31 protein-coding genes are annotated in these 26,630 nt (G+C 57.6%); 13 read left to right on the forward strand and 18 right to left on the reverse strand.

The genetic code is table 11. The features are described from left to right. Nucleotides 1-22 precede the first annotated feature (22 nt). On the forward strand, nt 23-310 hold the full coding sequence (locus tag KI231_RS07775) for an Rdx family protein (protein WP_103305382.1): 288 nt from the start codon (nt 23-25) through the stop codon (nt 308-310). Here the strand turns inward: KI231_RS07775 and KI231_RS07780 are convergent. Both KI231_RS07780 and KI231_RS07785 read right to left on the reverse strand, forming a co-directional pair. Beyond that, the gene (locus KI231_RS07780) at nt 304-1,197 is read right to left on the reverse strand and encodes a DMT family transporter (protein ID WP_103305303.1); all 894 of its coding nucleotides are present in this window, start codon (nt 1,195-1,197) and stop codon (nt 304-306) included. The two genes, KI231_RS07775 and KI231_RS07780, sit on opposite strands and share 7 nt — an antisense overlap. Before the next feature lie 196 nt (nt 1,198-1,393). Continuing rightward, nucleotides 1,394-2,158 carry a helix-turn-helix transcriptional regulator gene (locus tag KI231_RS07785; protein ID WP_213027899.1) on the reverse strand — a complete coding sequence of 255 codons (765 nt, stop codon included), beginning with the start codon at nt 2,156-2,158 and terminating at the stop codon, nt 1,394-1,396. A gap of 132 nt (nt 2,159-2,290) precedes the next feature. Here KI231_RS07785 and KI231_RS07790 point away from each other — a divergent pair, with 132 nt between their 5' ends. Further along, on the forward strand, nt 2,291-3,106 hold the full coding sequence (locus KI231_RS07790) for a UDP-2,3-diacylglucosamine diphosphatase (protein WP_103305305.1): 816 nt from the start codon (nt 2,291-2,293) through the stop codon (nt 3,104-3,106). Between the two features lie 116 nt (nt 3,107-3,222). Here KI231_RS07790 and KI231_RS07795 read toward each other — a convergent pair whose 3' ends face one another. Continuing rightward, nucleotides 3,223-3,813, reverse strand: coding sequence for an HD domain-containing protein (locus KI231_RS07795; protein ID WP_213027900.1), 591 nt, complete (start codon nt 3,811-3,813; stop codon nt 3,223-3,225). Between the two features lie 23 nt (nt 3,814-3,836). Continuing rightward, a complete protein-coding gene (locus KI231_RS07800; protein WP_095187810.1) occupies nt 3,837-4,148 on the reverse strand; it encodes an Mpo1-like protein in 312 nt (103 codons plus the stop codon). A gap of 164 nt (nt 4,149-4,312) precedes the next feature. Here KI231_RS07800 and KI231_RS07805 point away from each other — a divergent pair, with 164 nt between their 5' ends. Next, entirely contained in the window at nt 4,313-5,374 is a 1,062-nt protein-coding gene (locus KI231_RS07805) for an AraC family transcriptional regulator (RefSeq protein ID WP_213027901.1), read from the forward strand. On the opposite strand, the gene KI231_RS07810 is transcribed toward KI231_RS07805, so the two are convergent. Then, nucleotides 5,331-6,785 carry a TrkH family potassium uptake protein gene (locus KI231_RS07810; protein WP_103305308.1) on the reverse strand — a complete coding sequence of 485 codons (1,455 nt, stop codon included), beginning with the start codon at nt 6,783-6,785 and terminating at the stop codon, nt 5,331-5,333. The two genes, KI231_RS07805 and KI231_RS07810, sit on opposite strands and share 44 nt — an antisense overlap. 121 nt (nt 6,786-6,906) lie before the next feature. Here KI231_RS07810 and KI231_RS07815 point away from each other — a divergent pair, with 121 nt between their 5' ends. Next, entirely contained in the window at nt 6,907-7,473 is a 567-nt protein-coding gene (locus KI231_RS07815; protein ID WP_213027902.1) for a nitroreductase family protein, read from the forward strand. Nucleotides 7,474-7,732: 259 nt separating this feature from the next. On the opposite strand, the gene KI231_RS07820 is transcribed toward KI231_RS07815, so the two are convergent. The 6 genes from KI231_RS07820 to KI231_RS07845 form a co-directional block, all read right to left on the reverse strand. Continuing rightward, a complete protein-coding gene (locus tag KI231_RS07820; protein ID WP_213027903.1) occupies nt 7,733-9,073 on the reverse strand; it encodes a sensor histidine kinase in 1,341 nt (446 codons plus the stop codon). Between the two features lie 238 nt (nt 9,074-9,311). Further along, complete coding sequence (locus KI231_RS07825; protein ID WP_213027904.1) at nt 9,312-9,761, reverse strand: Spy/CpxP family protein refolding chaperone; 450 nt, start codon at nt 9,759-9,761, stop codon at nt 9,312-9,314. 166 nt (nt 9,762-9,927) lie between these two features. After that, nucleotides 9,928-10,605, reverse strand: coding sequence for a response regulator transcription factor (locus KI231_RS07830; RefSeq protein WP_016771129.1), 678 nt, complete (start codon nt 10,603-10,605; stop codon nt 9,928-9,930). 7 nt (nt 10,606-10,612) lie between these two features. Further along, nucleotides 10,613-11,023: an SH3 domain-containing protein gene (locus KI231_RS07835; RefSeq protein ID WP_103305312.1), complete on the reverse strand. Its 411-nt coding sequence runs from the start codon at nt 11,021-11,023 to the stop codon at nt 10,613-10,615. A gap of 110 nt (nt 11,024-11,133) precedes the next feature. Continuing rightward, on the reverse strand, nt 11,134-11,433 hold the full coding sequence (locus tag KI231_RS07840) for a YciI family protein (RefSeq protein WP_007984134.1): 300 nt from the start codon (nt 11,431-11,433) through the stop codon (nt 11,134-11,136). A 1-nt stretch (nt 11,434) separates the two neighbouring features. Then, the gene (locus tag KI231_RS07845) at nt 11,435-12,031 is read right to left on the reverse strand and encodes a septation protein A (protein WP_103305314.1); all 597 of its coding nucleotides are present in this window, start codon (nt 12,029-12,031) and stop codon (nt 11,435-11,437) included. 87 nt (nt 12,032-12,118) lie between these two features. On the opposite strand from KI231_RS07845, the gene KI231_RS07850 reads away from it, so the two are divergent. The 6 genes from KI231_RS07850 to rluB all read left to right on the forward strand — a co-directional run bounded on the left by KI231_RS07850 (nt 12,119) and on the right by rluB (nt 17,187). Continuing rightward, a complete protein-coding gene (locus tag KI231_RS07850) occupies nt 12,119-12,982 on the forward strand; it encodes a PHP domain-containing protein (protein WP_103305315.1) in 864 nt (287 codons plus the stop codon). A gap of 13 nt (nt 12,983-12,995) precedes the next feature. Then, nucleotides 12,996-13,625: an L-threonylcarbamoyladenylate synthase gene (locus KI231_RS07855; RefSeq protein WP_103305316.1), complete on the forward strand. Its 630-nt coding sequence runs from the start codon at nt 12,996-12,998 to the stop codon at nt 13,623-13,625. After that, nucleotides 13,626-14,447, forward strand: a complete 822-nt coding sequence (locus tag KI231_RS07860; RefSeq protein ID WP_103305317.1) for a segregation and condensation protein A — start codon at nt 13,626-13,628, stop codon at nt 14,445-14,447. Nucleotides 14,448-14,458: 11 nt separating this feature from the next. Next, the gene (scpB, locus tag KI231_RS07865) at nt 14,459-15,475 is read left to right on the forward strand and encodes an SMC-Scp complex subunit ScpB (protein WP_213027905.1); all 1,017 of its coding nucleotides are present in this window, start codon (nt 14,459-14,461) and stop codon (nt 15,473-15,475) included. A gap of 145 nt (nt 15,476-15,620) precedes the next feature. Continuing rightward, nucleotides 15,621-15,812 (forward strand): DUF1289 domain-containing protein, encoded by a 192-nt coding sequence (locus KI231_RS07870; RefSeq protein WP_007919669.1) that lies wholly within the window; start codon nt 15,621-15,623, stop codon nt 15,810-15,812. Between the two features lie 154 nt (nt 15,813-15,966). After that, on the forward strand, nt 15,967-17,187 hold the full coding sequence (gene rluB, locus KI231_RS07875) for a 23S rRNA pseudouridine(2605) synthase RluB (RefSeq protein ID WP_103305383.1): 1,221 nt from the start codon (nt 15,967-15,969) through the stop codon (nt 17,185-17,187). Nucleotides 17,188-17,398: 211 nt separating this feature from the next. Here the strand turns inward: rluB and KI231_RS07880 are convergent, their stop codons facing one another. Beyond that, nucleotides 17,399-18,364, reverse strand: a complete 966-nt coding sequence (locus KI231_RS07880; protein WP_213027906.1) for a M29 family metallopeptidase — start codon at nt 18,362-18,364, stop codon at nt 17,399-17,401. A gap of 70 nt (nt 18,365-18,434) precedes the next feature. Next, nucleotides 18,435-18,572 carry a hypothetical protein gene (locus tag KI231_RS07885; protein ID WP_003222780.1) on the reverse strand — a complete coding sequence of 46 codons (138 nt, stop codon included), beginning with the start codon at nt 18,570-18,572 and terminating at the stop codon, nt 18,435-18,437. A gap of 893 nt (nt 18,573-19,465) precedes the next feature. On the opposite strand from KI231_RS07885, the gene KI231_RS07890 reads away from it, so the two are divergent. Next, nucleotides 19,466-20,887 (forward strand): amino acid permease, encoded by a 1,422-nt coding sequence (locus KI231_RS07890; protein ID WP_103305320.1) that lies wholly within the window; start codon nt 19,466-19,468, stop codon nt 20,885-20,887. Nucleotides 20,888-20,941: 54 nt separating this feature from the next. On the opposite strand, the gene glyA is transcribed toward KI231_RS07890, so the two are convergent. Then, on the reverse strand, nt 20,942-22,291 hold the full coding sequence (gene glyA / locus KI231_RS07895) for a serine hydroxymethyltransferase (RefSeq protein ID WP_213027907.1): 1,350 nt from the start codon (nt 22,289-22,291) through the stop codon (nt 20,942-20,944). 555 nt (nt 22,292-22,846) lie between these two features. On the opposite strand from glyA, the gene KI231_RS07900 reads away from it, so the two are divergent. Continuing rightward, nucleotides 22,847-23,452, forward strand: coding sequence for a helix-turn-helix transcriptional regulator (locus KI231_RS07900; RefSeq protein ID WP_213027908.1), 606 nt, complete (start codon nt 22,847-22,849; stop codon nt 23,450-23,452). After that, nucleotides 23,436-24,314: a queuosine precursor transporter gene (locus KI231_RS07905; RefSeq protein ID WP_103305323.1), complete on the forward strand. Its 879-nt coding sequence runs from the start codon at nt 23,436-23,438 to the stop codon at nt 24,312-24,314. The genes KI231_RS07900 and KI231_RS07905 overlap by 17 nt, the downstream gene beginning before the upstream one ends. Nucleotides 24,315-24,376: 62 nt before the next feature. Here the strand turns inward: KI231_RS07905 and queC are convergent, their stop codons facing one another. The 4 genes from queC to KI231_RS07925 form a co-directional block, all read right to left on the reverse strand. Further along, nucleotides 24,377-25,075 (reverse strand): 7-cyano-7-deazaguanine synthase QueC, encoded by a 699-nt coding sequence (queC, locus tag KI231_RS07910; protein WP_213027909.1) that lies wholly within the window; start codon nt 25,073-25,075, stop codon nt 24,377-24,379. 172 nt (nt 25,076-25,247) lie between these two features. After that, nucleotides 25,248-25,640: a hypothetical protein gene (locus KI231_RS07915; protein WP_213027910.1), complete on the reverse strand. Its 393-nt coding sequence runs from the start codon at nt 25,638-25,640 to the stop codon at nt 25,248-25,250. 6 nt (nt 25,641-25,646) lie between these two features. Next, the gene (locus KI231_RS07920) at nt 25,647-26,111 is read right to left on the reverse strand and encodes a hypothetical protein (protein ID WP_213027911.1); all 465 of its coding nucleotides are present in this window, start codon (nt 26,109-26,111) and stop codon (nt 25,647-25,649) included. A gap of 36 nt (nt 26,112-26,147) precedes the next feature. Further along, nucleotides 26,148-26,480: a hypothetical protein gene (locus KI231_RS07925; RefSeq protein ID WP_213027912.1), complete on the reverse strand. Its 333-nt coding sequence runs from the start codon at nt 26,478-26,480 to the stop codon at nt 26,148-26,150. Nucleotides 26,481-26,630 lie beyond the last annotated feature (150 nt).

Genomic DNA, 26,630 nt, shown 5'->3' on the forward strand with positions numbered 1-26,630 from the left:
CGTCTCAGGAGTTTCAATGAACATGTCTGCCGCAAAAGCCGAAGTCGTCATTACCTATTGCACCCAATGCCAGTGGCTGTTGCGCGCCGCGTGGCTGGCGCAGGAACTGCTCAGCACCTTCGGCGATGACCTCGGCAAAGTGTCGCTGGTGCCGGGCACTGGCGGCGTATTCCACATTACCTGCGCGGGCGTGCAGATCTGGGAACGCAAGGCTGACGGCGGTTTCCCCGAGGCGAAAGTGCTGAAGCAGCGGGTGCGCGATCAGATCGATCCTGACCGCGACCTCGGCCACAACGACCGTACTCAGTGAGACGCGGCCTCGGCGGCAACGGTGTTCTTGTTGGTGCTGCCGGACATCCGCGCGGACACTACGATGGCGACGATAATCAGTGCGCCGCCCATCAACATCCGTAGCGTCGGATTTTCGTTGAACAACAGCCAGGCGACGGTGATGCCGTAGACCGGCTCCATGGCGAACACCACTGCGGCGGTGCGCGCCTTGATCACGGCCAGGCTGGCAACGAACAGGCTATGGGCGACGCCGGTGCAAAACACGCCGAGCAGGGCGATCCACAACCAGTCCAGCGCGCGCACCTCACTGAGTTGCGGTGCCGCAACCGGCAGCAGACACAGCGCCACCACCACGTTCTGACACAGCGCCGCCTGCACCGCCGGAATGCGCCCGGAGCTGGCGCGGTTGGTCAGCGACAGCAGCGCGAACAACAGGCCCGACAACACCGCCCAGAGCAAACCCGTGGTCGCGCCGCTGGCCAGATCGAACGCCGGGGTCACCAGGATCAGGCCGACGCTGACCAGCACCACCAGTACGATTTCATTGGCGCGGATGCGCTCGCGGAAAATCAGCCCTTCCAGAATCACCGTGAATGCCGGAAAACTGGCAAAACCCAGAGTGGCGATAGCTACGCCGGCCACCTTCACCGCGATGAAAAAGCTCACCCAGTGCCCGGCCAGCAAAACGCCGCTGAGGGCGAGACGGCGCCAGTCCACGGCTTGCAGTTTTTGCCAGCCGTGCTGACTGGCGAAACGGGCGAAAAATCCCAGGGCGAGTACAGCGAAAGCGGCTCGTCCGAACACGATAACAGCGGGGGAAGCGGCGGCGAGTTTGCCGAACACACCGGTTAGGCCGAACATCAGAGCACCGATATGCAGGGCGCCAAGGGCGGTACGCGGAGTCATTGCAATCCTTCTATTAACGCAAATTCAACCTACATTGAACCGTTGATCGTTCCCACGCTCTGCGTGGGTATGCCTCTAGGGACGCTCTGCGTCCAGTAACGCGGAGCGTCACGGGCTGCATTCCCACGCAGAGCATGGGAACGATCAACCCGTAGGCTCATTGAAGCGCGTTCAGGCCAATAAGTCTGTCGGCAGACTATCGTCTTTTGTCGCAGGAATCGCGCCGAAGCTGGCCGGGTGATGAGCCGAACTCACGTAGGACCGCGGCTGAAAAGGCACTCTGCGAGCTGTAACCGACGCGACTGGCGATTTCACCTATCGGCAATGCGGTGTCGCGCAGCAGTTGCACAGCCAGACGCAGCCGTCGACTGCGAATGTAATCCATCGGCGTCTGCCCGCATTCGGCCATGAAACGTGCATGCAGACGCGCGCTGGACAACCCGGCAACCCGCGCCAGATCGGCGACCTGCAAGGGGTAAGCGGCGTTCTGTTCGATGTGCGCATCCAGTGCCGCATAGGGCAGGCGCCGGGCGGCGCATTCGACCGGTTGCGCATGATTGAGGCTGGCCAGCAGCAACACCGCACCTTGCTGGGCAATCAGCGGGTCGCTGACCGGACTGTGCGCCAGCCAACTGACCAATTGGCTTTGCCCGCCATCCAGCGACAGACGAGCAGGAGTGTCGAGCAAGCGGCGGCTGGCCTCGGCATGATCACCGAGTGAATCGGCAAGCCATTGCCCGTCAGGAATATCCAGCACCAGACAGCGACTGCCCTGCGGACTGCCGCAGGCGTGATGGGCGCCGGAAGGGATAACCACGAAACTCTGCTGCCGCACCTGGCTGCCGCAGCCCTCGACCTCGAAATCCAGCGCACCGGACAGACCGAACACCAATTGGGCATGCTCGTGGCTGTGAACGATCAAGTCGTGGGTGTACTGACGCAGGGTGAGAATCGGTCGCATGGCAAGTCTCCGGGCAGGCAGCCAGTCTACACCGACGCAACCGGGATGCGCTGTCACAGGAATGACTCGCGCCTGTCATGGTCGATTAACCGGACGGGCGCACTCTGGCGAAAACATCGCAGAGGGTTGCCCATGACCAGCGCCGAGCTCGCCAGACCCAGTCGTAAACAACGGGTGCGCACCTTGTGGATTTCCGACGTGCACCTGGGCACGCGGGATTGCCAGGCCGAGCACTTGTCGCAATTTCTCAAGGGCTACCATGCCGACAAGATCTACCTGGTCGGCGACATCATCGACGGCTGGAAACTGCGCGGTGGCATGTATTGGCCGCAGGCGCACACCAACGTGATTCGCCGCTTGCTGACCATGAGCAAGCGCGGCACCGAGGTGATCTATGTCACCGGCAACCACGATGAATTCCTGCGCCGGTATTCGAAACTGATTCTGGGTAACATTCAGTTGGTCGACGAGGCGGTGCACGTCACGGCGGACGGTCGGCACTTGCTGGTGATTCATGGCGACCAGTTTGATGTGATTACCCGTTATCACCGCTGGCTGGCTTTTCTCGGCGACTCCGCCTACGAGTTCACCTTGACGCTCAATCGCTGGCTCAACCACTGGCGCGCCCGTTATGGCTACGGTTACTGGTCGTTGTCGGCGTATCTGAAGCACAAGGTGAAGACCGCGGTGAGTTTTATCAGCGATTTTGAAGAAGCCATCGCCCATGAATGCGTGAAGCGCGAACTGCACGGTGTGGTGTGCGGACACATTCACCATGCCGAGATTCGCAAGGTCGGTGAGGTGGATTACCTCAATTGCGGCGATTGGGTGGAGTCGTGCACGGCGCTGATCGAGCATTGGGATGGCACGATCGAGCTGTATCGGCTGGCGGATGCGCAGGCGCGTGAGGCGGAACTCAAGGCTGCCAAAGTCGTTGAGGTTGCCTGAATTCTCGAGTGTTTGAGAGGGCCCCATCGCTGGCAAGCCAGCTCCCACAGGTTTTATGAACGCCACAAACCCATGTGGGAGCTGGCTTGCCAGCGATGAGGCCGGAACAGGCAACATCAAGCTGGGCTGTGTTCTTCCATGGCAGCCTTGTAGATCGAGTTCTTCGGCTGCGCAAACAGCCTTTCCAGCATCGGTTCAAAGAAGCTCAACGGCAGCGTGTCATACGTCGGGTCAAACGCCGCCGCGTCGTATTTGGCGCAAAACTCGGCGGTCGCCTGAAACTGCGGGTGCTCTTTGAACTGCTCGCGCAAGTGCCGATCCATGCCCAGATGATGAAAGAAGTAATAACCCTGAAACACCCCATGCTTCTCGACCATCCACAGATTCTCGGCACTGACGAACGGCTTGAGGATCGCCGCCGCAATATCCGGATGGTTATACGAGCCCAAAGTGTCGCCAATGTCGTGCAGCAATGCGCAGACCACGTATTCCTCGTCACGCCCGTCGCGAAAGGCGCGGGTGGCGGTTTGCAGCGAATGGGTCAGGCGGTCCACCGGGAAACCGCCGAAATCGCCTTCGAGCAATTTCAGGTGGGTCATGATCCGTGACGGCAATTGCTTGGCATAGGCACTGAAATCCGCAGCGATGATCGCCCAGTCTTCCTGGGTGCCATCCTGCATATGGGTGAAACGGGCGCTGGCGTTCATCGGCCATCCTCAGTGTTGTTTTTTCAGAAGGCCACGCGACCGAGGATCATGTCGCGATACATGACGAAGTCGCCGAGCAGGCTGTACAGCGGATGCTGAAACGTCGCCGGACGGTTCTTTTCAAAGAAGAAATGCCCGACCCAGGCGAAGCTGTAACCGGCCAGCGGCAGGGCCAGCAACAGCAGCCAAGCGCCCTTGGCGATGGTCATGGCGAGAATGAAAATTACCAGTGTCGTGCCGATGAAATGCAATCGACGACAGGTACTGTTGCTGTGTTCGCTGAGGTAATACGGATAGAACTCGGCGAAGCTGTTGAAATGCTTGATGTTTTCCACGACCGCGATCTCTGTGGTTATTGTTCTGGCGACGAGTTGTTCTGCGGGTAGCTTATTTGAGTCTAGAGTGATCATTGGCGTGGGCCAGTGACAATCGGCGCCACTTTAGTATCCTTCGCAAATCAGGCCGTAGCATGCGGCCCCTCATGTAAAAGAATAACGCCATGAGCGAACGAACAACTTCTGCAAGCTGGGCGATGGGGATTGTCAAAGCACTGGAGATGGACGGCCTGGATTGCCGGGTACTGTTCAAGCAACTGGGGCTCGATTATTCGGCCCTGGATGATCCGGATGCGCGTTTTCCGCAAGATTCCATGACCCGACTCTGGCAACGGGCGGTCGAGTTGTCCGGCAACCCGGCGATCGGCCTGAACATGGGCAAAGTGGTGCGCCCGGCGTCGTTCCATGTCGCCGGTTATGCGCTGATGTCCAGCAACACCCTCGCCGAAGGTTTCCAGCGACTGGTGCGTTATCAGCGCATTATTGCCGAAAGCGCCGACCTGAGTTTTCGTCTGATCGAGGACGGTTACGCGCTGATCCTGACGGTGCACGGCGACCATCTGCCGCCGACCCGGCAAAGTGCCGAGGCTTCGCTGGCCTGCGCTTTGGGCCTGTGTGGCTGGTTGACCGGGCGCACGCTGCACCCGGTCAAAGTGTTGGTGCAAGGCGATGAACCGGAAGATCTGCAACCTTACAAACAGGCTTTCCATGCACCGCTGATGTTCAATGCGCCGTACGACGCGTTGATCTTCGAGCGCGCCGACATGGAAGCGCCGCTGCCCACGGCCAATGAGGCGATGGCGTTGCTGCATGACCGTTTTGCCGGGGAGTACCTGGCGCGGTTTTCCGAAAGTCGCGTGACCCACAAGGCGCGGCAGGTGCTGTGCCGTTTACTGCCTCAGGGCGAACCCAAGCGCGACACCGTTGCGCAGACTTTGCACCTGTCGCAGCGCACCTTGCAGCGCCGGTTGCAGGAGGAGGGCACAAGCTTTCAGCAACTGCTCGATGACACCCGCCGCGAATTGGCCGAGCAGTATCTGGCGCAACCGAGCATGACGTTGCTGGAAATCGCCTATCTGTTGGGTTTTGCCGATCCGAGCAACTTCTTCCGCGCCTTCCGTCGCTGGTTCGACACAACGCCCGGTGATTACCGGGCGCGGCTGTTGCAGGCGCCGAATGTGATCAGTGACGCCAAAAGGCCGGAATACACAGCACAAACACCGTAATGATTTCCAGTCGGCCAAGCAGCATGCCGAACGACAGGATCCACTTGGCCGCGTCCGGCAGGGTGGCAAAGTTGCCCGCCGGACCGATGGTTTCGCCCAGACCCGGGCCGACGCCGGACACGGTACTGGCAGCGCCGGTCAGTGCGGTCATCCAGTCGACGCCGAGCAGCGACAGCAACAGGGCGATAACGCAGATGGTGATCGCAAAGAAAAACGAAAAAGTCAGAATCGAACGCACGATCTCTTCATCGAGGCGGTGACCGTTGTACTTCTGCTTGATCACCGCACGCGGGTGAATCAGTTGGTTAAGGTTGGCCTTGAGCAGGATGTACGCGACCTGGAAGCGGAAGATCTTGATCCCGCCCGCCGTCGAACCGGAGCAGCCGCCGACGAAGCCCAGATAGAAAAACAGCATCAGCGAGAAGTTGCCCCACAGGCTGTAGTCGCCGAGGGCGAAACCAGTGGTGGTGACGACTGACGTCACGTTCAGCGCCACATGCCGCAACGCATCCAACCAATGCAGATTGGTCGTCCACCAATACCAGGTGCCGAGCACCAGCCAGGTCACCAGCAACATGCCGAGCAAGCCCTGCACTTGTTGATCCTTGATCAACGCTTTGCGGTTGCCGCGCAACGTCGCCACGTACAGGGTGAACGGCAGGCTGCCGAGAATCATCACCACCACCGCGACCCAGTGCACCGCCGGTTGTGTCCACTTGGCCAACGACTGGTCGGACGTCGAGAAACCACCGGTGGAAATCGCCGACATCGCGTGGTTGATCGCATCGAACGGGCTCATCCCGGCCCACCAGAACGCCAGGCTGCCGAGGATGGTGATGCCGACATACGCCGCCACGATCAGCCGCGCCACCATGTGCGAGCGGGGCATGACCTTTTCCGAACGGTCCGAGGATTCGGTCTGGAACAGGCGCATGCCACCGATGCGCAGCAGCGGCAGAATCGCCACCGCCATACCGATAAAGCCGATGCCACCGATCCAGTGCAGCAGCGAGCGCCACATCAGGATGCCGGGGGACATGGTGTCGAGGCCGTTGAGCACGGTCGAGCCGGTGGCGGTGATGCCGGACATGCTTTCGAAGAACGAATCGGTGTAGCTGATGTGCTGGGTCAGCAGAAACGGCAGCGCGGCGAAAATACACACCACCAGCCAACTGCTGACAGTCAGCAAATACATGTCACGCGGGCGCAGGTGAATGTGTTCGGGCCTGCCGGGAATCACCAGCGCAAGACCGGCGACGAAGGTAATCATGCTCGCCCAGAGGAACGATGGCAGGTCGCTGGTGCGCTCGAAAATCACCAGGGTGGCCATGGGCACAACCATGGCGACGGCCAGGGTGATCAGGAAGATGCCGATGATGAAACCAATGATCCGTAAGGTCGGCAACGCCATGAAGTCCGCTCGGGCTGATGTAAGAAGGGCGCCATTCTACCCGTGGGACAGGGCATGTAAACCGGCATCCCGTTGGCAGATGCAGCTAGAATAGCCGCACATTTTTCTCAGGAGGTGGCCGATGCAGGCTCTCGACGCTTTGCTCAACCGTGTTTCCGTTCCCCGCCTGGTCGAACCGGCCCCCACTGCCGAGCAGCGCGAAGCGCTGTTTGGCGCAGCGTTGCGCGCGCCGGATCACGGGCATTTGCAGCCGTATCGCTTCCTGACGGTCGAAGGCGCAGCGCGTGAGCAGATGGGCGAGTTGCTGGCTGAAGCTGCGCAAATGCAGGAAGGCGAAGTCACCGAAGCAATGATCGACAAGGCCCGCAACGGCCCGCTGCGTGCGCCGCTGGTGGTTGTGGTGATCGCCAGATTGCAGGAACACGTCAAGTATCCGAAGGCTGAGCAATTGCTCGCGGCCGGGTGTGCGGCGCACGGGATTTTGCTGGCGGCGTATGCGCAGGGGATTGGTGCGGTGTGGCGTACGGGTGATTTGGCGTATTCCAGGCATGTGGCGCAGGGTTTGGGCTTGACCGAGGGTGAAGAGGTGATTGCTTTCCTTTACCTCGGCACTCCGCAGAAAGAACCGCGTGTGGCGGAGAAAGCTGATCTGGCCGAGTTTGTCAGCGCCTGGCCTGGTAAAGCCTGAAGATCAAAAGCCCCTCATCGGAACGCCGCCCGCCTAACCCTCTCCCGGAGGGAGAGGGGATTGATTGGGGGGGGCTCAAGAGGTACGCCGACGTGGGCGATCTTCGTGGAATCCAGAATCGACTTCGGTTTAAGTCGAATTCAAAGTTGATTAGGCCTCCGAATCCATAATCAACTCGGTTTTTCAGGTCGATGTATGACGCAACACACTGCGGTCGGCTCCCTCTCCCTCCGGGAGAGGGTTGGGGTGAGGGCGGCTCTTAGGGTTGCACCACCGCGCCTGGCACCAGCGGCAATTCCAGGCTGGCAATAAACCCGCCCTGCGGATGATTGGCCAGCGTCAGACTGCCGCCATGCCGCTCCGCCGCCCTTCGCGCAATCGCCAATCCCAAACCATGCCCGGCGGCAGTCTGCCCCGGCGCCCGATAAAACGGTTCGCCCAACTGCTTCAGATGCTCTTCCTGCACCCCGGGCCCATGATCGCGCACGCTCACGATAATTTTTTCGCCTTGACGCGATGCCTGCATTTCAATGGCCTGGTCCTCAGGGTTGAAACGCTGAGCATTGCGCAGCAGGTTGTCGATGGCCCGCTCAATCATCGTCGGCCAGCCTTTGAGGTTCAGTTGCGGCTCGGCTTCCAGGCGTACCGTCTGCTCCGGCGAGCCAAGCTGCGCGTCTTTTTGCAGGGTACCCAGCAGCGCATTCAGATCCACTTCTTCAGCACTGGCATTGTCGGCATCGACCCGCGCCAGCACCAGAATTTCACTGATCAACGCTTCGAGCCGATCACACTCGCGGGTCAGGCGTGGCCAGAGTTTTTCGCGCTCTTCAGGGTTGGCGCGTTCGGCCAGCGCCAAGGCGATACGCAACCGCGCCAGCGGCGAACGCAGTTCGTGTGAGACATCGCGCAATAGTTGGCGCTGACTGCCGATCAGGCTTTGCAGACGCGCACCCATGCGGTTGAAATCGGTGGCCAGTACGCCGAACTCATCGCGACGGTTGGCCAGTTTCGCCAGGCTGTTTTGCTGATAAGTCGTCTGCCCCAGATCATGCACCGCGCCGCGCAAACGGCTGAGTGGGCGGGTGATGGAAAAGGTCACCAGCAGACTGAACAGGGTCAGCACCACCAGCGCGATGCCCAGCGCACTCAACGGCCAGAGCAGGCTATCGCGATGCCATGCGTCGAGTTCCGGGTGCGGGATGCGGTAAATGAACAGGTAAGTGTCGCCGGTTTTGTCACTGGTGAACTCGTCTGTGAGGCGGCGCCATGGCAGGCGGCGGTCATCGTTGTTCTGGCGTGCTTCGAAGGCGGCGGCGCGGCGGGGGAAGGTGCCGCGTACCACCGGGTCGCCGCTTTCGTTGAGCACCTGAACGTCGATGTGATACTGGCGTTTGCGTTGTTCGAGGATGTCCTGGGCGGCTTCTTCGCCTTGCGCTTCGTAGGTCTGCGTCCACTCGGAGGCCAACGTGTTGAGGCCCGGATGGCGGCTGAGGATCCACGCGTCCTGATTGAGCATGTGCCCGAGCAGAATCGAAAGCCCTGCCACCAGAGCAATGGCCAGCCAGAAGCTTGCGAGAATACGCCAGAACAATGAACGCACAGAAAATCCTCAATCAAACACAGTCCATGTTGGAAGCCCTGTGGTGAGGGGATTTATCCCCGATGGGACGCGTAGCGGTCCCAAAACCTGCGAATGCGGATTGCCAGATACATTGCATCCGCTGATTTTGCGACTGCTTCGCAGCCGATCGGGGATAAATCCCCTCGCCACCAGGCCTCAACATTAGATCGAAAACAAAAGACCCGACGGATTTAACCGTCGGGCCTGGGTTAGAACATTATTGCGCCTTTTGCGGCTGCTGCGCTTTCCACGCCTTGAACTCGGCCCATTCGGCGCGGCGCTCGGCTTGTTTCTTCTGGATCTCGTCGAATTTCTTCTGTTGATCCGGTTTCAATACCGCACGCACATCGGCTTCGGCTTCCTTATGGTTAGCGGCCATTTCGTCTTTCAGGGCTTTCTGGTCAGCTGGCGAAAGTTTTTCCAGGTACTTGTCGACCACTTGCTTACGCTCGTGCATCTGCTCGCCCATGATCTTGCGGATCTGTTCACGCTGTTCGCGGGACAGGTCGAGTTGGCTGTACGGGCCTTTGCCGTGCATGCCGTGCATCTGACCGCCGTGGCGTGGGCCGTCGAGCGGGCCACCCATCGGGCCGCCATCCTGTGGCATGGCCATGGCGACGGTTGGCAGAGCGGCAGCGAACATCAGAGCGATAAGAGTCTTGCGCATGGTGTATCTCCTTGTCTCGTTCCCGGTACGTTCCGGATGTGTGCAGATTACGGAGATCAAGGTCAGCGGCGGTCAGCGCTGCGTAAAGCTTGGGTAAAGACGCTTTGCCATCAGCCTGACAAACCGCTGTGGCGAGGGAGCAAGCTCCCTCGCCACAGATGGGTATTTACAGGCTGTAGTAATAGCCGCGGCTGCGCAGGGCGACGATGCGCGGGCGACCGTCCGGGTGGGGGCCGATCTTTTTACGCAGGTTGCTGACGTGCATGTCGAGGCTGCGGTCGTACAGGGTCAGCTTGCGGCCGAGGGCGAGTTGCGCCAGTTCCTGTTTGTCCAGCGGCTCGCCGGGTTGCTTTAGCAAGGCTTCGAGCAGACGGCTTTCGGAAACGGTCAGCGTCAGTTCTTTCTCATCGATGCTGACCACACCGCGCACCGGGCTGAAACTCAGGTCGCCCAACTCGAGTTGCGTCGACACCGCGGCCGGATGACTGCGGCGCAATACGGCGCGCAAGCGAGCGGTCAGTTCACGGGGATCGCAGGGTTTGGCCAGGTAATCGTCGGCGCCCAGTTCCAGGCCGAGGATACGATCCAGCGGTTCGCCGCGTGCCGATAGCATCAGCACCGGCAGATCGGCGTGATCGTTGCGCAGTTGCTTGAGCAGTTCCAGACCGCTGCCGTCGGGCAGCATCACGTCCAGCACCACCGCCGCCGGGGCGGTTTCCGCCAGTGCCTTGCGGGCGCTCTGACCATCGTGGCAAGCACGCACCTGAAAGCCTTCCTGGCTCAGCCAACTGCTCAGGAGTTCACACAACTCCTGGTCATCATCAATCAGTAACAGCTCGCTCATGACTCACTCAATTTAACCATTGCCGACGTTTTCGGCTTGCACCACTGGCAAAGATACCGCAGAGCAGCGCCAATAGCGCTACCCCGGCCCCGGTAACGAACCACTGCTGCTGATCGGTCAACAGGCGCGGCAGCGGGCTGGCCTGGGCTTCCTTGAGTTGCAGCTTGAGGCGCTGGTTCTCTTGGCGTAGCCGGGCGAGCTGAGCGCTTTCGCGTGTGTTGTCGGCATTTTGCAGTTGTTTGTTCAATTCTTCTCGCTGCTGCTCGCTGGCCTTGAGGCGCTGCTGCAACTCGGTGATCTGACTGCCGGCACTCAATGACAGCGGCGTGGAGTTACCGCCTTCGGTAGTTTCCTCACCATGGGCGGGCGCCATGATCGACAACGTGACCAACATCAGACACAACGGACCCTTGCGCATCGCGACACCTGCTTCCAAATGGATATTGGGCAGGTTGTCGGCAGGCAAACGAGAATAATGAGCGATTGAGAACGCGATGAACCGAGAAGGTTCATCGCGTGGGGAAAGCGTTACGGCAGGACTTGCTTGAACGGCTTGACGAGCACATTGGCGTAGACGCCAGCGGCGATGTACGGATCGGCGTCAGCCCATGCTTGCGCGGCGCTCAGGGAGTCGAATTCGGCGACGATCAGGCTGCCGGTGAAGCCCGCTGCGCCCGGATCATTGCTGTCGACGGCCGGATGCGGGCCGGCCAAGACGATGCGGCCTTCGCCCTTGAGCACTTGCAGACGTTCCAGATGCGCAGGGCGCGCAGCCAGGCGCGCTTCCAGCGAGTTGGCGACGTCGGTGGCAATGATTGCGTAGAGCATGTCAGTCCTCGGTTTTTGGTGTTGTGGTATCGGTGTCGTGCAGGTGACGGGACAGGTAAATGCCCTGTGCGACCAGGAACAGCACGGTCATGCCCAGGCTGCCGAACACCTTGAAATCGACCCAGTAACTCTGGAAGGTGAAGGCGACGAACAGGTTGGCGGCCCCGCAGAACAGGAAAAAGACGATCCAGGCGATGTTCAGGCGTGTCCAGACCGGATCCGGCAGGGTCAGCGCGTGGCCCATGATTCGTTTGATCAGCAGGCGGTCACCGATGAAGTGACTGCCGATGAAGGCCAGAGCGAACAGCCAGTTGACCACCGGGGCTTTCCATTTGAGGAAGGTCTCGCTGTGGAAGGCCAGGGTCAGACTGCCGAACACGAGGCAGGCGATCAGGGTCAGCCATTGGCTCTTTTCCAGCTTGCGCTGTTTGATGAACAGTGCGCCGTACACCACCAGAGAGCTGATGATCAGCATTGCGGTGGCGCTGTAAATACCGCCTACAGTCAACTCATGGCCGGCGACGTCGACGGTGCGGGGATCGAGTTTGTAGACGATGAAGAACAGCAGAAGCGGGATGAAATCGATGAATTGTTTCACAGTGAGAGCCAGATGCCGGATGTGGCGGCATAATAACAAACATATGGGCGCGCGATAGCGCCAGCTGATTTGAGGTTACAACTCCCCGTGAATGTTGATTTGCACTGCCATAGCACGGCCTCCGATGGCGCCCTGGCGCCTGCGGTTCTGGTTGCGCGAGCGTTCGAGAACGGCGTGCGAGTCCTGGCGTTGACCGACCACGACACCCTTGAAGGCCTCGCCGAAGCGCGCACGGCCGCCAACGAATTGGGCATGCAACTGGTCAATGGCGTGGAATTGTCCTGCACTTGGGGCGGGGCGACCATTCATGTGCTGGGTTACGGCTTCGACGTTAACGCCGCGCCGTTGGTCGAGGCGATTGCCAAATTGCACGATGGCCGCTGGCTGCGGTCGGAAGAGATAAGCCGCAAACTCGCCCTCAAGGGCATGCCCGGCGCCCTTGACGGCGCCCGGAAGATCCAGCAGGAGCTGGGCGATAGCGGCAACGCCCCGGCCAGGCCGCATTTCGCTGACTGGATGGTGCGTGAAGGTTTTGTAAAGGATCGCGCCGAGGCGTTCCGCAAGTGGCTCGGCGCCGGCAAGCTGGGCGACGTCAAATTGCACTGGCCGACCCTGGAAGACACCGTTGGCACACTGCGCGCTGCTGGTGCCTGGGTCAGTCTGGCGCATCCGTGGCACTACGATTTCACCCGCAGCAAGCGCCGAAAGCTGATTGCCGACTATATTCAAGCAGGCGGGCATGCGATCGAGGTGGTCAATGGCCATCAGCCTGCGGAACAGGTCGGCAGCCTGGCAATCCTTGCCCGTGAGTTCGGTCTGCTGGTCAGCGCCGGCAGTGATTTTCATGGCCCAGGCGGCTGGTCCGAGATCGGCCAGTACCGGCCGGTTCCCGAGGACCTTCCACCCCTGTGGGGTCGGTTCAAACATGACACAGTTATTGCCGCCGTCTGAACAGGTAGAGAATGTGAGTCAATTTTTCCAGATTCATCCGGAAAACCCGCAAGCGCGCCTGATCAAACAGGCGGTCGAGATCATCCGCAGGGGCGGGGTGGTGATTTATCCCACAGACTCTTCCTACGCCATCGGTTGCCAAATCGGCGACAAAACCGCGATCGAGCGCGTGCGACGCCTGCGTCAGCTCGATGAGAAGCACAACTTCGCCTTGATCTGCAGTGACCTTTCGCAACTGGGCAACTACGCCAAGATCGACACCGGCACCTTCCGCATTCTCAAAGCGCATTTGCCGGGGCCGTACACCTTTATTCTCAACGCCACCCGCGAAGTGCCTCGGCTGCTCCTGCATCCGAAGAAGCGCACCATCGGGCTACGCGTACCCAGCCAACCGATCGCCCTGGCGCTGCTGGCCGAATTGGGTGAGCCGCTGATGAGCGTAACGCTGATCATGCCCGGCGACGAAGATCCCTTGAGTGATCCGTACGAAATGCGCCAGTTGCTCGAACATCAGGTGGACCTGATCATCGACGGCGGTTTTGGCGGCATCAAGGCCTCCACCGTGATCGACCTGACCGGCGATGACCCGGAAGTGGTCCGTGTCGGTTGTGGCGATCCGACGCCGTTCATGGTCGAGGCCTGAATGTCCGCAGTGGAAACCGTTGTCGATCCCCAGGCCGGAGCTCAGCAGGAGCTGCCGTTTGCCATGGTCTATGGCCAAGCGGTCATGGAAATGCCGCTCGACCTGTACATCCCGCCGGATGCACTGGAAGTCTTCCTTGAAGCCTTCGAAGGCCCGCTCGATCTGCTGCTGTACCTGATCCGCAAACAGAACATCAACATCCTCGACATCCCGGTGGCGGAAATCACCCGTCAGTACATGGGGTATGTCGAGTTGATGCAGTCGGTGCGCCTGGAGCTGGCGGCCGAGTATCTGGTGATGGCCGCGATGCTCGCCGAGATCAAGTCGCGCATGCTCCTGCCACGGGCCGAAACCGTCGAAGACGAAGAAGACGACCCGCGCGCCGAACTGATCCGCCGCTTGCAGGAATACGAACGCTTCAAGGCTGCCGCCGAAGGCATCGACGGCCTGAGCCGGGTGGGGCGCGACGTCGTGGTGCCCAAGCTTGACGCCCCGGAAGCCCGCGCACGCAAGCTGTTGCCCGACGTCGCGCTGGAAGAGATTCTGATGTGCATGGCCGAAGTGCTGCGCCGAGGAGACATGTTCGAAAGCCACCAGGTCAGCCGCGAGGCGCTGTCCACCCGCGAACGCATGAGCGATGTGCTGGAACGGCTCAAGGGCGGCGGTTTCGTGCCGTTCGTCGAGCTGTTCACCGCCGAAGAAGGCCGCCTCGGTGTGGTGGTGACCTTTATGGCAATCCTTGAACTGGTCAAGGAATCCTTGGTCGAGCTGGTGCAGAATGAGCCGTTCGCCGCGATCCACGTGCGAGCCCGAGCCGAATAACGAGTCGAAACATGAACCTGACTGAACCCCGCGAGCTGGCCCCCCTGCTTGAAGCCTTTCTGTTGGCCTCGGGAAAGCCGCAATCCCTTGAGCGCCTCTACGAACTGTTCGAAGAGGGCGAGCGGCCCGAACCGCCAGTCTTCAAGAAAGCCCTGGCGTTACTGGCCAAGTCCTGTGACGGCCGTGCGTTCGAGCTCAAAGAGGTGTCGTCGGGCTATCGCTTGCAGATCCGCGAGAAGTTTTCGCCGTGGGTCGGCCGACTCTGGGAAGAGCGCCCGCAGCGCTATTCTCGTGCCTTGCTGGAAACCATCGCGCTGATCGCCTATCGCCAGCCGATCACCCGTGGCGAGATCGAAGACGTGCGCGGTGTGGCGGTCAACAGCAACATCGTCAAAACCCTCATTGAACGCGAGTGGATCCGCATCGTCGGTTACCGCGACGTGCCCGGCAAACCGGCGATGTTTGCGACGACCAAGGCGTTTCTCGATCACTTCAATCTGAAGAACCTTGAAGATCTGCCACCGCTGGCCGAGCTGCGCGAGATGGAAACCGACCCGGTGCTCGATTTCGACGATGCGCCGGTGCCGCAAGGCTTGCAGGAGCTGGCCGACGCCAGCGCCGAGCCGGAAGAGGAGAAGGAAGAAACCAGTTTCCATACCTTGCTGCTGGAACTGGACAGCATGGAGGAGGGGATCAAGACCGACTTCGACGATTTGCTGCGTGATGCCGCTGATGGTGCTGATGGTGCTGATGTTGCTGATGTTGCTGATGTTGCTGATGTTGAAGCATCGACGAGCGAACCCGAAGCTGAAATCACCGAGCCGGTTATCGAGGTTGAACTCGGGGCTGAGCCTGAAGCCGAACCTGAAGAGGACGTGCTTGGCGTCGCCGAAGCCCGGGAAAAACTTCTTGCTGCCGTCGCTGCCCTGGAGCAGTCCGCACCAGAACCCGAGCTGAGCGAAGAAGAAGCCGAAGCCCGCGCCCTGGCTGAAGCGATCGAAGCCGAACGTCGCGAGTTCGAAGACTGACAATCAAATTCTCTGAACACTGAAGAACCCTGTGGGGGCGGGCTTGCCCGCGATTGCGGTGGATCAGACAAAAATAGGCTGGCTGGCACTCCGTCATCGCGGGCAAGCCCGCTCCCACAGGGTTCAATGTGTTCTGGAGAAGGGTATGAGCTCAACCAAAGATCCCTGCATCAGCCTCTGCAAATTCACCGACGACATCTGCCTCGGCTGCGGCCGCAGCAAGCGCGAAATCAAGGCCTGGAAGAAACTCGACAAGGATGACAAGCGTACGGTGCTGGCCGAAGCCGCCCTGCGCCTGATCAAACTCGGCGGCGCCGGTCGGCGGAAAAAGAAATAACCTTGGCTTGATCAACTAGTCTCTGATGCGCGATGGCCCACATCCGCGTATGATTCGCGACCCTTCGCCGATCCCTTCGGCCAAGAACCCAGATTCCAATGCTTCAGGCGCTCACTTCGAGGCGACTGAACAGATCACACCGGGAGGTGCCCAGATGAGTGACATCAATCAGAAAGACGACCAGGAAATCGGCCCAGCAGGCGAAAAGCTGCAGAAAGTCCTCGCCCGTATCGGCGTCGGCTCGCGCCGTGACGTGGAATCCTGGATCAGCCAGGGTCGGATCAAGGTCAATGGCAAAGACGCCACCCTCGGTCTGCGCGTCGACATGCACGACGCCATCACCATTGATGGCAAGGTGATCAAGCGCGAAGAAGCGGCCGAATCGGTCCGCCGCGTGATCATGTACAACAAACCCGATGGCGAGATCTGCACCCGTGACGACCCGGAAGGCCGTCCGACCGTGTTCGACAAGCTGCCGCGTCCGAAAGAAGGACGCTGGATCAACATCGGTCGTCTCGACATCAACACCACCGGTTTGCTGATGTTCACCACTGACGGTGAACTGGCCAACCGCCTGATGCACCCATCCTACGAGATGGACCGTGAGTACGCCGTGCGTGTACGCGGTGAAGTCGACGACGAAATGATCGAACGCCTGAAGGCCGGCGTTGTGCTGGAAGACGGCCCGGCCAAGTTCACCGACATCAAGCAGGCGCCAGGTGGCGAAGGCTTCAACCACTGGTATCACTGCGTGGTGATGGAAGGGCGTAACCGTGAGGTTCGTCGTCTGTGGGAATCGCAAGGTCTGGTGGTCAGCCGTCTGAAGCGCGTGCGTTTCGGTCCGGTGTTCCTCAACTCCGACCTGCCGATGGGCCGCTGGCGCGAAATGAGCCAGTACGAAGTCGACATCCTCAGCGCTGAGGTGGGCCTGACGCCGGTTGCCATGCCGCAACTGAACGCCAAGAGCAAAGACAAGCTTGAGCGCATGCAGCGCAAATCATCGCGGCCGATGGCCAAGACCGAGCGCGTGCGCACCCTGCGTCCAGCCGCTGGCGCGCCGACCGGCCCACGTCCGGCCCGCGAGCCGCAGATCGAAGGCGAGCGTCCAGGTCGCAAGCCAGTCGCCCGTGACGGCGAGCGCGCTCCGCGTCCGGCCAACGGTCGCACTGAGCGTGGCGAGCGTGGTGCGCCTGCCGGTCGCGGTACGCCAGTGGCAGATCGCCCGGCGGACACCACCAACAAGCGTCCTGCGAAACCCGCGCCGAAGCGTCCGGGGATCAAACTGGTCGACGGCGACAAGCCATCGGGCAAGCGTCGCGGTGCACCGGCCGGTTCCGGTCAGCGTCCGGGTTTCGGTCGCAAGAAGCCTGAGTAATCGGGTTTAGCACCGAATGAAAAAACGCCAACCGCAGGGTTGGCGTTTTTTTTCGTCTGGCGAAAGTCGGGTGGTGCTTTTGAGGGCCTCATCGCTGGCAAGCCAGCTCCCACAGGTTTCTGTTGCGTTGCATAAATCCTGTGCACACCGCAGCTTCCTGTGGGAGCTGGCTTGCCAGCGATGAGGCCAATGCACCCCATAATTTCCAGGATCAGAACACAAACCGCCCATCAAACACCGGTTTGTCATCCAGTGCCAACACGCCACTGGAGAAGATCAGGTCCAGGTGATGACTGCCCTTGGCGCCACCGCCCAATCCCAGATGCAGCCCACAATGCCGCTCCTCAAACCCGGCATTACGCGCATACAGATCCTTCACCCCTTCGTTGGTACCAATCCCCAACTCCTCAATCCGCCGGTTTGAAGGATTGGCGTCCAGATACTTGTTGAAATCATGCTCCAGCCCCGGCACATCGGTGGCGATGCGGCTGATGGTCGAGTTCTCGATCCACAACTCGAGCGGTGACTCCAGCACGCCATATTTGCGCGCGAACGGGATGGTGCTGAGGAAGGTGCCCTTGAACTTCACATGGCCGTTGATGGCTTCACTGTGAGTCGCGATTTCACCGGGCGCCAGGTCGAAGTTGCCGACGCCATTGATGTCGGTCCACTTCTTGATGCTGCTCAAGGGGGTTTCAAACCGCGAGCCGTGCTCATCGGTAAAGCTCAGCGTGGTCGCCTGGGACATGCGCTGGATCAAGTGGCTGTTCAGCCCGGCAATACGCTGCGGGGCGATGCTGAAAGTGTCATAGAAATAGTCGCCGTAATCCTTGAACAGCAGCGACTTCTTCCAGTTCTCCGCCATCACCGCTTGCAGCGCGCGGATAAATTCCGGGCCGTCGGGGCGCGGGTTGGGCAGGGTGGAAGAGTCGTAAAAGAAAATGTACAGATCGCTGTCGGTAATCGCCGAGGTCAGCGCTGCGGTGCTTTCCAGGTCCAGGCGTCGGGCGCTGAAACTGAAACGCGGATGTTCGCCAGCCTGTTCGGCGATGGCGCCAGTCAGGGCTTCGTAATCCGCCGTGTGGCCGAGCAATATCTTCGCCGAGTCGAGGCCGGCGAGGGCAGGGTGATGTTCGAGGTAGTAAAGGAAATGCGAGATCGCGCGGGGCTTATCCATGAGTCCTCCCTGACTGACCGAGAAAAAAGTGGCAGGCACGACCGGCCGGATCATGCCTGCCCGGGATGTCTTACAGAGGCCACATCGCCGTGCCGAACGGAACGACCGCATCGGCTTGCATCATTTCCACAGCCGCCTCATGGGTCGGTGCTTCAAACCATTCGTCCAGTTGCAGTTCGGTATCCAAGTCTTTTTCCAGTGCTTGCATGGTCGATCTCCTAGATGACTTTCACGGTTGTGACTGGCCGGTCGAAGTGGCCGGCAAGACGTGAAGAACCTAGTTCAGGGACTTTTGTAATGCAAAAAATAATTTATTTAATTTTTAAATGGACTTTTTATTCTGTTTTTTAAGCGGCGTTTTCTTATTTAAAAACAAAAAACTAAGTGGTGGTTTTCATTAGCAAGCTAGCTACCGTCAATTTGCAGACGTCTGACGGAAATTTCTGAAATGGAAACTTCGCGTTACGCACTGTAAATAAATGTTTACGAAAAACCCGGTAAAACCCAACGGAACACCGCGCACCGAGCCAGTGTAAGGAAAAGCTGCCGAAGCGCCGCTGGCCGGGCATGGCGCAAGGCTCTGGCGCGCTTGTTTCAGAGGCGTTTGAAGAGTGAGATGCGCCCCATGCCTGTCGTGCAGGTGCATAACAAGAAGGAGGCGCAATGAACGCCGTGACTGATCTCCACCTCTCTCCGTGGGACGGTTTTTCCATCGTCCCCGTCGATGGCCTGCAAAGGCCTGACTCAATTTTTGCAGCCGCTCGAGCGTCTCGAGGCGGACACACGCAATCCCGGCAACCGATACGCTGATCCAGCGGAGTCTGGCAGCAGGGGGTTAGCGGTGTACAATGCGCCGCGTTTTAACTGTGACCCTCTGCGTAATCGCGCAAACCTCAAGGCTATCCGCCTTGTTCACTCCGCCGCGTCACAAGCGTGTCGGGTTCGATTTCGTCACAGATAAAAACAAACAGGTGACGCATGACCGTTGTAAAAAAGCTGAACTCCTGGTGCCTGCGCTGGGGTTTGATCGGGGCTGCTTGAAATCGCAACCTTGCAGCAACGTCTACTGAACATCATCAAACCTTGCGTGAGACCTTTTTCATGAGTGGACAACCCTCGCAATCAGGCGAGCTGAAACGCGGCCTGAAAAATCGCCACATTCAACTGATCGCCCTCGGTGGCGCGATCGGTACCGGATTGTTCCTCGGCTCGGCCGGGGTCCTGAAATCCGCTGGCCCGTCGATGATTCTCGGCTATGCCATCTGCGGCTTCATTGCCTTCATGATCATGCGCCAGCTCGGCGAGATGATCGTCGAAGAGCCGGTGGCCGGTTCCTTCAGCCATTTCGCGCACAAGTACTGGGGCGGCTTTGCCGGTTTCCTGTCGGGCTGGAACTGCTGGATCCTGTACATCCTGGTGGGCATGTCGGAGCTGACAGCGGTCGGCAAGTACATCCACTACTGGGCACCGCACATTCCGAGTTGGGTCACGGCGGCCGGCTTCTTCGTGCTGATCAATGTGATCAACCTGGCCAACGTCAAAGTCTTCGGTGAAGCCGAATTCTGGTTCGCGATCATCAAGGTCGTGGCCATCGTCGGCATGATTGCCCTCGGCAGCTACCTGCTGGTCAGCGGCCATGGCGGCCCGCAAGCCTCGGTCAGCAACCTGTGGTCCCACGGCGGTTTCTTCCCCAACGGCGTCAGCGGTCTGGTGATGGCCATGGCGATCATCATGTTCTCCTTTGGCGGTCTGGAAATGCTCGGTTTCACCGCCGCCGAAGCCGACAAGCCGAAGACCGTGATCCCGAAAGCGATCAACCAGGTGATCTACCGGATCCTGATTTTCTACATCGGCGCCCTGGTGATCCTGTTGTCGCTGACCCCATGGGACAGCCTGCTGGAAACCCTCAACGCCTCCGGCGATTCCTACAGCGGTAGCCCGTTCGTGCAAGTGTTCTCGATGCTGGGCAGTGACACCGCTGCGCACATCCTCAACTTTGTCGTGCTGACGGCGGCGCTGTCGGTCTATAACAGTGGTACCTACTGCAACAGCCGTATGCTGCTGGGCATGGCCGAGCAGGGCGATGCGCCAAAAGGCCTGGCGAAGATCGACAAACGTGGCGTGCCGGTGCGTTCGATTCTGGCTTCGGCGGCAGTGACGCTGATCGCTGTGCTGCTCAACTACCTGATCCCGCAGCATGCTCTGGAGCTGCTGATGTCGCTGGTCGTTGCGACCCTGGTGATCAACTGGGCGATGATCAGCTTCTCGCACTTCAAGTTCCGCCAACACATGAACAAGACCAACCAGACGCCGCTGTTCAAGGCACTGTGGTATCCATACGGCAACTACGTCTGCCTGGCGTTTGTGTTGTTCATCCTCGGCGTCATGCTGCTGATCCCGGGCATTCAGATCTCGGTGTACGCGATTCCGCTGTGGGTCGTGTTCATGTGGGTCTGCTACGTGATCAAGAACAAACGTGGTGCGCAGCAGGCTCTGCACGCGTCGAGTTCTGTCGCGAAGTAAGCAAAGTGCAAAAACAACAAACCCGGCCAAGTGCCGGGTTTGTTGTGTTCGCCGTTATACGTAATCGGCGATGGGATAGATCGCGCACAATGCCTCGGCCTGTAAGCGGAATTGCTCCTGTGAGGCCGGGTCCAGCGAGTATTCTCGCTCGCCTTGCGGCGTTACCTTGTCGAGAATCTGGCACAGCAGACTGACAACTTCGCGGCATCCCTGCGGGTCGATGTGACGCTGCGCTATGGAGCCGGTGCCGATACGCAATCCGCTGGCGATAAGTGCCGGTCGAGTCTCGCCGGGGACGCGATGTTTGTTGACGATGATCCCGCAATGCTCCAGCGCCTTCTCGGCAATGGCGCCGGTGATGCCGCCACGCAAGCGGATCAGCACCGTGTGGTTTTCACTGCCGCCGCCCACAACCTCGTAATCATGAGCTTGAAACGCGCTGGCAAGCTCATCGGCGGTGCTGCGAATTCGCCCCATGTAAGCGTCGAACTGCGAAGACATCGCATAGCCCAGCGCCGCAGCCTTGGCTGCAATCATATTGACGGCTGGCGCCCCCTGCATCTGCGGAAACACGGCTTGATCGAGGGCGCGGCGGAAGGTTGTTCGCAAGCCGGGAACCTTGGTATTGGCGTCCCGGCCCGATAGGATCAGGCCGCCACGAGGGCCCATGAGTTGTTTGTGTGTGCACGTCGTGGTGACGTGAGCCGCGTCGATCGGACTCGGATGTCGGCCCGTGGCGACCAGTCCGGCGATATGAGAAATGTCGGCGAGCAGGATCGCCCCGGCTTCATCGGCAATTTGGCGAAACCGTTCAAAGTCCACGGCCCGCGAATAGGCTGTGGCGCCGCACATGATGATGCGCGGGCGATGCGCAAGCGCCAGGCTGCGCACATTGTCGTAATCGATGACGCCGTCTGATGTCGTTCCGTACTGAATCGCCTTGTAGTAGGCGCCCGAGAAGGCTTTGGAGCTGCCATGGGTGAGGTCTCCGCCGTGTTCAACAGCCATGCCCAGCAGGGTGTCGCCCGGCTCAAGCAACGCAGTGAGCACCTGATAAGTGGCGTTCGAAGCCGAGTGTGACTGCACGTTGGCATATTGGGCACCGAACAACTCCCGCGCCCTTCGAATGGCAAGCGATTCGACTAGGTCAACGTTCTCGCAGCCGGCGTTATAGCGCCTGCCTGGCATCCCCTCGGCGGTCACGTTGACCAGTGCCGACGCAGAGGCGGCAAGCGTGCGGGGCATGACTGCGCAGGAGGAGGAGACCAATGACAGCACTCGGTGTTGTCGTGCGACCTCAGCGTCGAGAATCCCCGCCAACTCGGCATCTTCCGTACGAAGATCCGCCAGACCATTTCGCAGTAAGTCGGCCTGGTTCATCAGCGGTTCAGTTTTGACTGCCATGCTTCGTATTCCTTCCATGTTTGCTGCGTACTGCGAACAACAGCACGCCTTCCTTGGTTTCACGACTTTGCGTACATCCACTTGCCGATCGGTACAGGCGCATTCCGTGTTTTGCGGGCAATGCGCGCAAAACTAACGTCTGTACGAGCAACCACTGCTCTTGCGTTTCGCTCGCTGATCAGAGGAGGTGAGCTCGACGCATCATAGGTTTTTCAGTGAGGAACGCCAGAAAAATTAATCAGAAAAATGAACATTGTTCAAATAAAATGATTCTTTTTGCGTAAGCAAACGGTGTAAAACTGCAGTTCGGGAGGCGTTTGTCGAGTGATGGCAGCCAAAACGGACGAGTCGGTACGCAGCATGAATCGACTCCGTAGAGCTGAGCATGTGGTTGTTGCGTCTGACTTTTGTACCGAAACCAAGGATGGAGAATGCTATGATCGCTGGCGGTTCCAATACCAGTACAACTATCTGCGTAGTGTTCCTGTGTCACCACTGAATGCTCATTCGTGGCGTGTTTTCTAATTGCCTTTATAAAAAGATGGTAAGTACTTTATGCACAGAAGAGAAAGATCGGAGAATCTGAAAAACAACATTAAATACTTGATAAAGAGTCGTGGGGAGACACAGTTGTCGTTGTGCAATTCCAGTGGATTGACCAGGACGACTATCTATAACATTCTTGAAGGCAAGGTGGTCAACGTACAGCACTCCACCGTGCGCAAGATTTCTGATTTCTTCGGTGTATCGTATGAAGAAATAGAGACCATTGATTTTGAAGAAAAGGAAATAATCGACAACAGCATCTCTCCGCAGGGAAATATGAATCCCGCGGCTGTTCCGGTTATAAAAGAGAGCTTGCTGCTTCAGAATCTTGATAAAAGAATTGGTGAGCTGGCTACCATCTATCCACTGACATACTACTTTGGTGCGTCTTTCAATCTGATCGGTGTACTGCTGGAAAACGAGATCAGTGGAATGAATGAACCAGGTGATCTTTTGATCGTGCAGAAGGGGGTGTCCAGCAACGATAGGCAAAAGCTGGTGTATGACAAAGTCGGCAAAAAGTTATTCATAATGGATGAGGTTGACCCTGATACGGATCGTATTTGTGTGGTCGGGGATATAATCGAGGAACGATTTAATGGATTGCAGCGTTGAAACGGAAAACAGCAAATACAAGCTGCTAGGGTTTGAAAACGGTAAAAGTCTGGCCGTCATCATGGTGATAGCCACAGGCAAGATAATTAAAATAAAGCTCAGTGAAGTGTTGAATAGTGAGATTATGGATAATCTAAATAAAATAGAAGTAAAAAATCTCTATAAAAAGTTTTATTCTCAGGGTGGGGCACTCACTGCCTACGAGATCAATGACCGTCATGAGAGTTCCTGGATGATCTACATCATCCTGAACCTGATGCTGTTCACGCTGTACATTTTCACCAGTATTGCCGCAACGAAGCCGATTTATCTGGAATATTTCGATATTGTTGTAACGCCGGGCACCTTTCTTTATCCGCTGACGTTTCTGATCGTCGATTTGCTGAACGAAACCTTTGGTCTCAGACTTGCGCGAAAGGCGATTCTTTTTGCCTTTATCAGTAATGCGGCCATTATTATTTTGCTGGCTATTACTACCCACTTGCCTGGGCTACCAGGCTGGAAACTGGACGGGCCTTACAACGACGTGATCAGTCAGTTGTCGTCGGTACTGGTAGCCTCATCCATCTCGTTCCTGGTCTCGGAAAACATAAACTCTTATTTGTTGTGCAAGATCAAGGAACTGACGAACTCGAGATTCCTGTTTTTGCGGGTGTTCTTGAGTACGTTATTTGCGGTGATTATCGACAGTTTCCTTTTCTGCTATATCGCCTTTTATGGAAAGATGGACAATAGTGCGATATTGAGCATGATCTATGTCCAGATCGCGATAAAAGTCGGTTTTGCCTTCTTTAACGTCTTGCCCGCGTATGGCGCAAGGTCACTGTTCAAGAAGTATTTAACAGGCGCTCAGACGCAATAAGATCAACAAGGCGCTCACTAGGGAAATCCCTTCGTTAGGGAGCGCCTCGTTTGTGGTTTGATTTATTTCAAGTTCAATTTGTTTTTAAGATTGTGTGTAACCTGATCTTTGTTATTCAGGAGTTCGTTCAGGCCTTTGGCGCGAAGATTACACGCATCGCAATCGGAACATCCGCTACCTTTGATGCCGTTGTAACAGGTTAGCGTTTCGTTACGAACCAGATCCAGTTGATGGTGGTAATCAGCCAGGGCCCAGGTTTCTGCCTTGTTTAGCCACATCAATGGGGTGTCCAGTTGCAACTTGTAATCCATGCCTAACTCAAGGGCCTTGTTCAGGGCCTTGACGAACTCATCCCGGCAATCAGGGTAGCCAGAAAAGTCGGTTTCACACACGCCGGTAATGACAGTCCTGGCTTGGACTTGATAGGCGTAGATAGACGCCAGGGTCAAAAACAGAATGTTCCTTCCCGGGACAAAAGTGCTTGGCAGGCTTTCTCCGGAGCTATTCACGGTCGGGACCGGAATGTTGTCGCGGGTCAGGCTGCTGATGGCCAGCTCATTGAGCAAGGACACGTCCATGGTTTTATGCACGGTCACGCCGAGCTTTTTGGCGAGCTGCTGAGCAACTTCGATTTCCGCGTGATGGCGCTGACCATAGTCAAACGTGATGCAGTGAATTTCATCGTAGTGGGTCAGGGCGTGGATCAAACAGGTGGTGGAGTCCTGCCCGCCGCTGAACACGATAACTGCTTTATTGGTCATGCTTATGCTTCCTGCATTGATTGGAGTAGAGCAACGCCCGAAAGGGTAACGCGAATGGCCCTCGGTATAAACGCTTCAGGCGCTGGATCTGTCAAAAAGCTCTATTGCCCGAAACATTCAGCAGATAAAACAACACAGTTTCAAAATCGTCATATCGACCGCTTGCCGTGACTCAGGCGTCTTGAATCTCAATCTGTCGACCAATAACGTAGAGGTCACCGTCCTGGCGTACTTCTTCCAGGGAAGACGGGTCTGCATCCAGCGCGTAATTCCCGTCGATATCAATGCACCAGAGATCGTTTAATTTCAATAAACGAACACCCGAGCAAATGGAGTTGAATTGATTGCCCCTGACCCGTGCGCTCAATTCCGTCACACCTGTCAAGGTTATTCTTATTTTTTTCCAGACGTTGCCTTTGGCTCTGTGGTCTCTTCCATGCAGCACAACGGTTGCTGCCAGTGGCTCATTGGGTACGTAATAAAATTCGAAGGACAGTATCAAACCATCTTCAAACCGATTGAATGCCTGAGATATTTCATTGATGTCGTCGATCGAGAATGACATTTTTATTTATCCATAGCGTCTTATGCAGCAATCAAGGGTTCTGCTGAAACCTGTGACACTGTAATCAATAGAAAATTGCGCGGTAAAATCAGAGCTGATCAGTCTTATTTCGTCGCTGTCGGTACTGTCAAAATCAAACCCTTCACAGAGTCGGACGCCGCTTTTTACCTTGTATGCCCCGCAGAATTTCCAGTCTTCATCCATCAACAAGTAGTATTCGCGATCATCCATTAGTGATGAGGTAAAGCGCAGGCACTCAGCGATCGAAGAGAACTCGGTGAACTCACATAAGATTTCTCGTCTTGATCTTAAATCACTAATTATCGAGTCCGTTGCCGGCAGGCTTAAGAGCAAGCTCTCATCGAAAGGGTGTGCTAAAAGCAGGCTGGTTTTTTTGCTGTATCGGCCCAGTACATTCTTATATTGTGCCTTTCGATACAATAACTCCCTCGTATAGGGATCATAAATCATGTTGAACATCCTTGTGTGTTGAATGGGCTCCTAGGCCTAAACAAGGTGACCTTCAATGCGAAAAGCTTCATTCAGCCCCACCTCTTCAGCGGGATCGCCATCTTCAAGGCACCTAAAGCTTATGCCCGATAGTGCTTTGTGCAATAGCCCGCAGAGTTTCACAGATTGGAAGTTTATTTGAAGCCAAAGAGAACTTTGATCTGTCTGTGTCAGACGAGCATGGTAACCTCCATTGCTGATCAGTGCATGATCTTTCAAATAGATATCACCGTGTTTTACAAGAACACAAGCCTGACTGGTTTTTATTTCATTCATGACATGTTGAGCCGTAAAGTTGTCATCAAAAACCAGTTTATATTCATAACTCATGTTTTTTAGTCGTCCTCTGACGGAAGGTTGGTGGCGGCGTCCTCTGCTGGGATTTTATTAATTCGTACACTTGAGGAGCTTTTAAAGTTGCCGAATTTTGCTCTATAGCACAAGATTTTTTAAGTCACACTGTATCCCTTCAGTATAAGT

This window comes from Pseudomonas sp. Seg1, assembly GCF_018326005.1.
Classification (GTDB): Bacteria; Pseudomonadota; Gammaproteobacteria; order Pseudomonadales; family Pseudomonadaceae; genus Aquipseudomonas.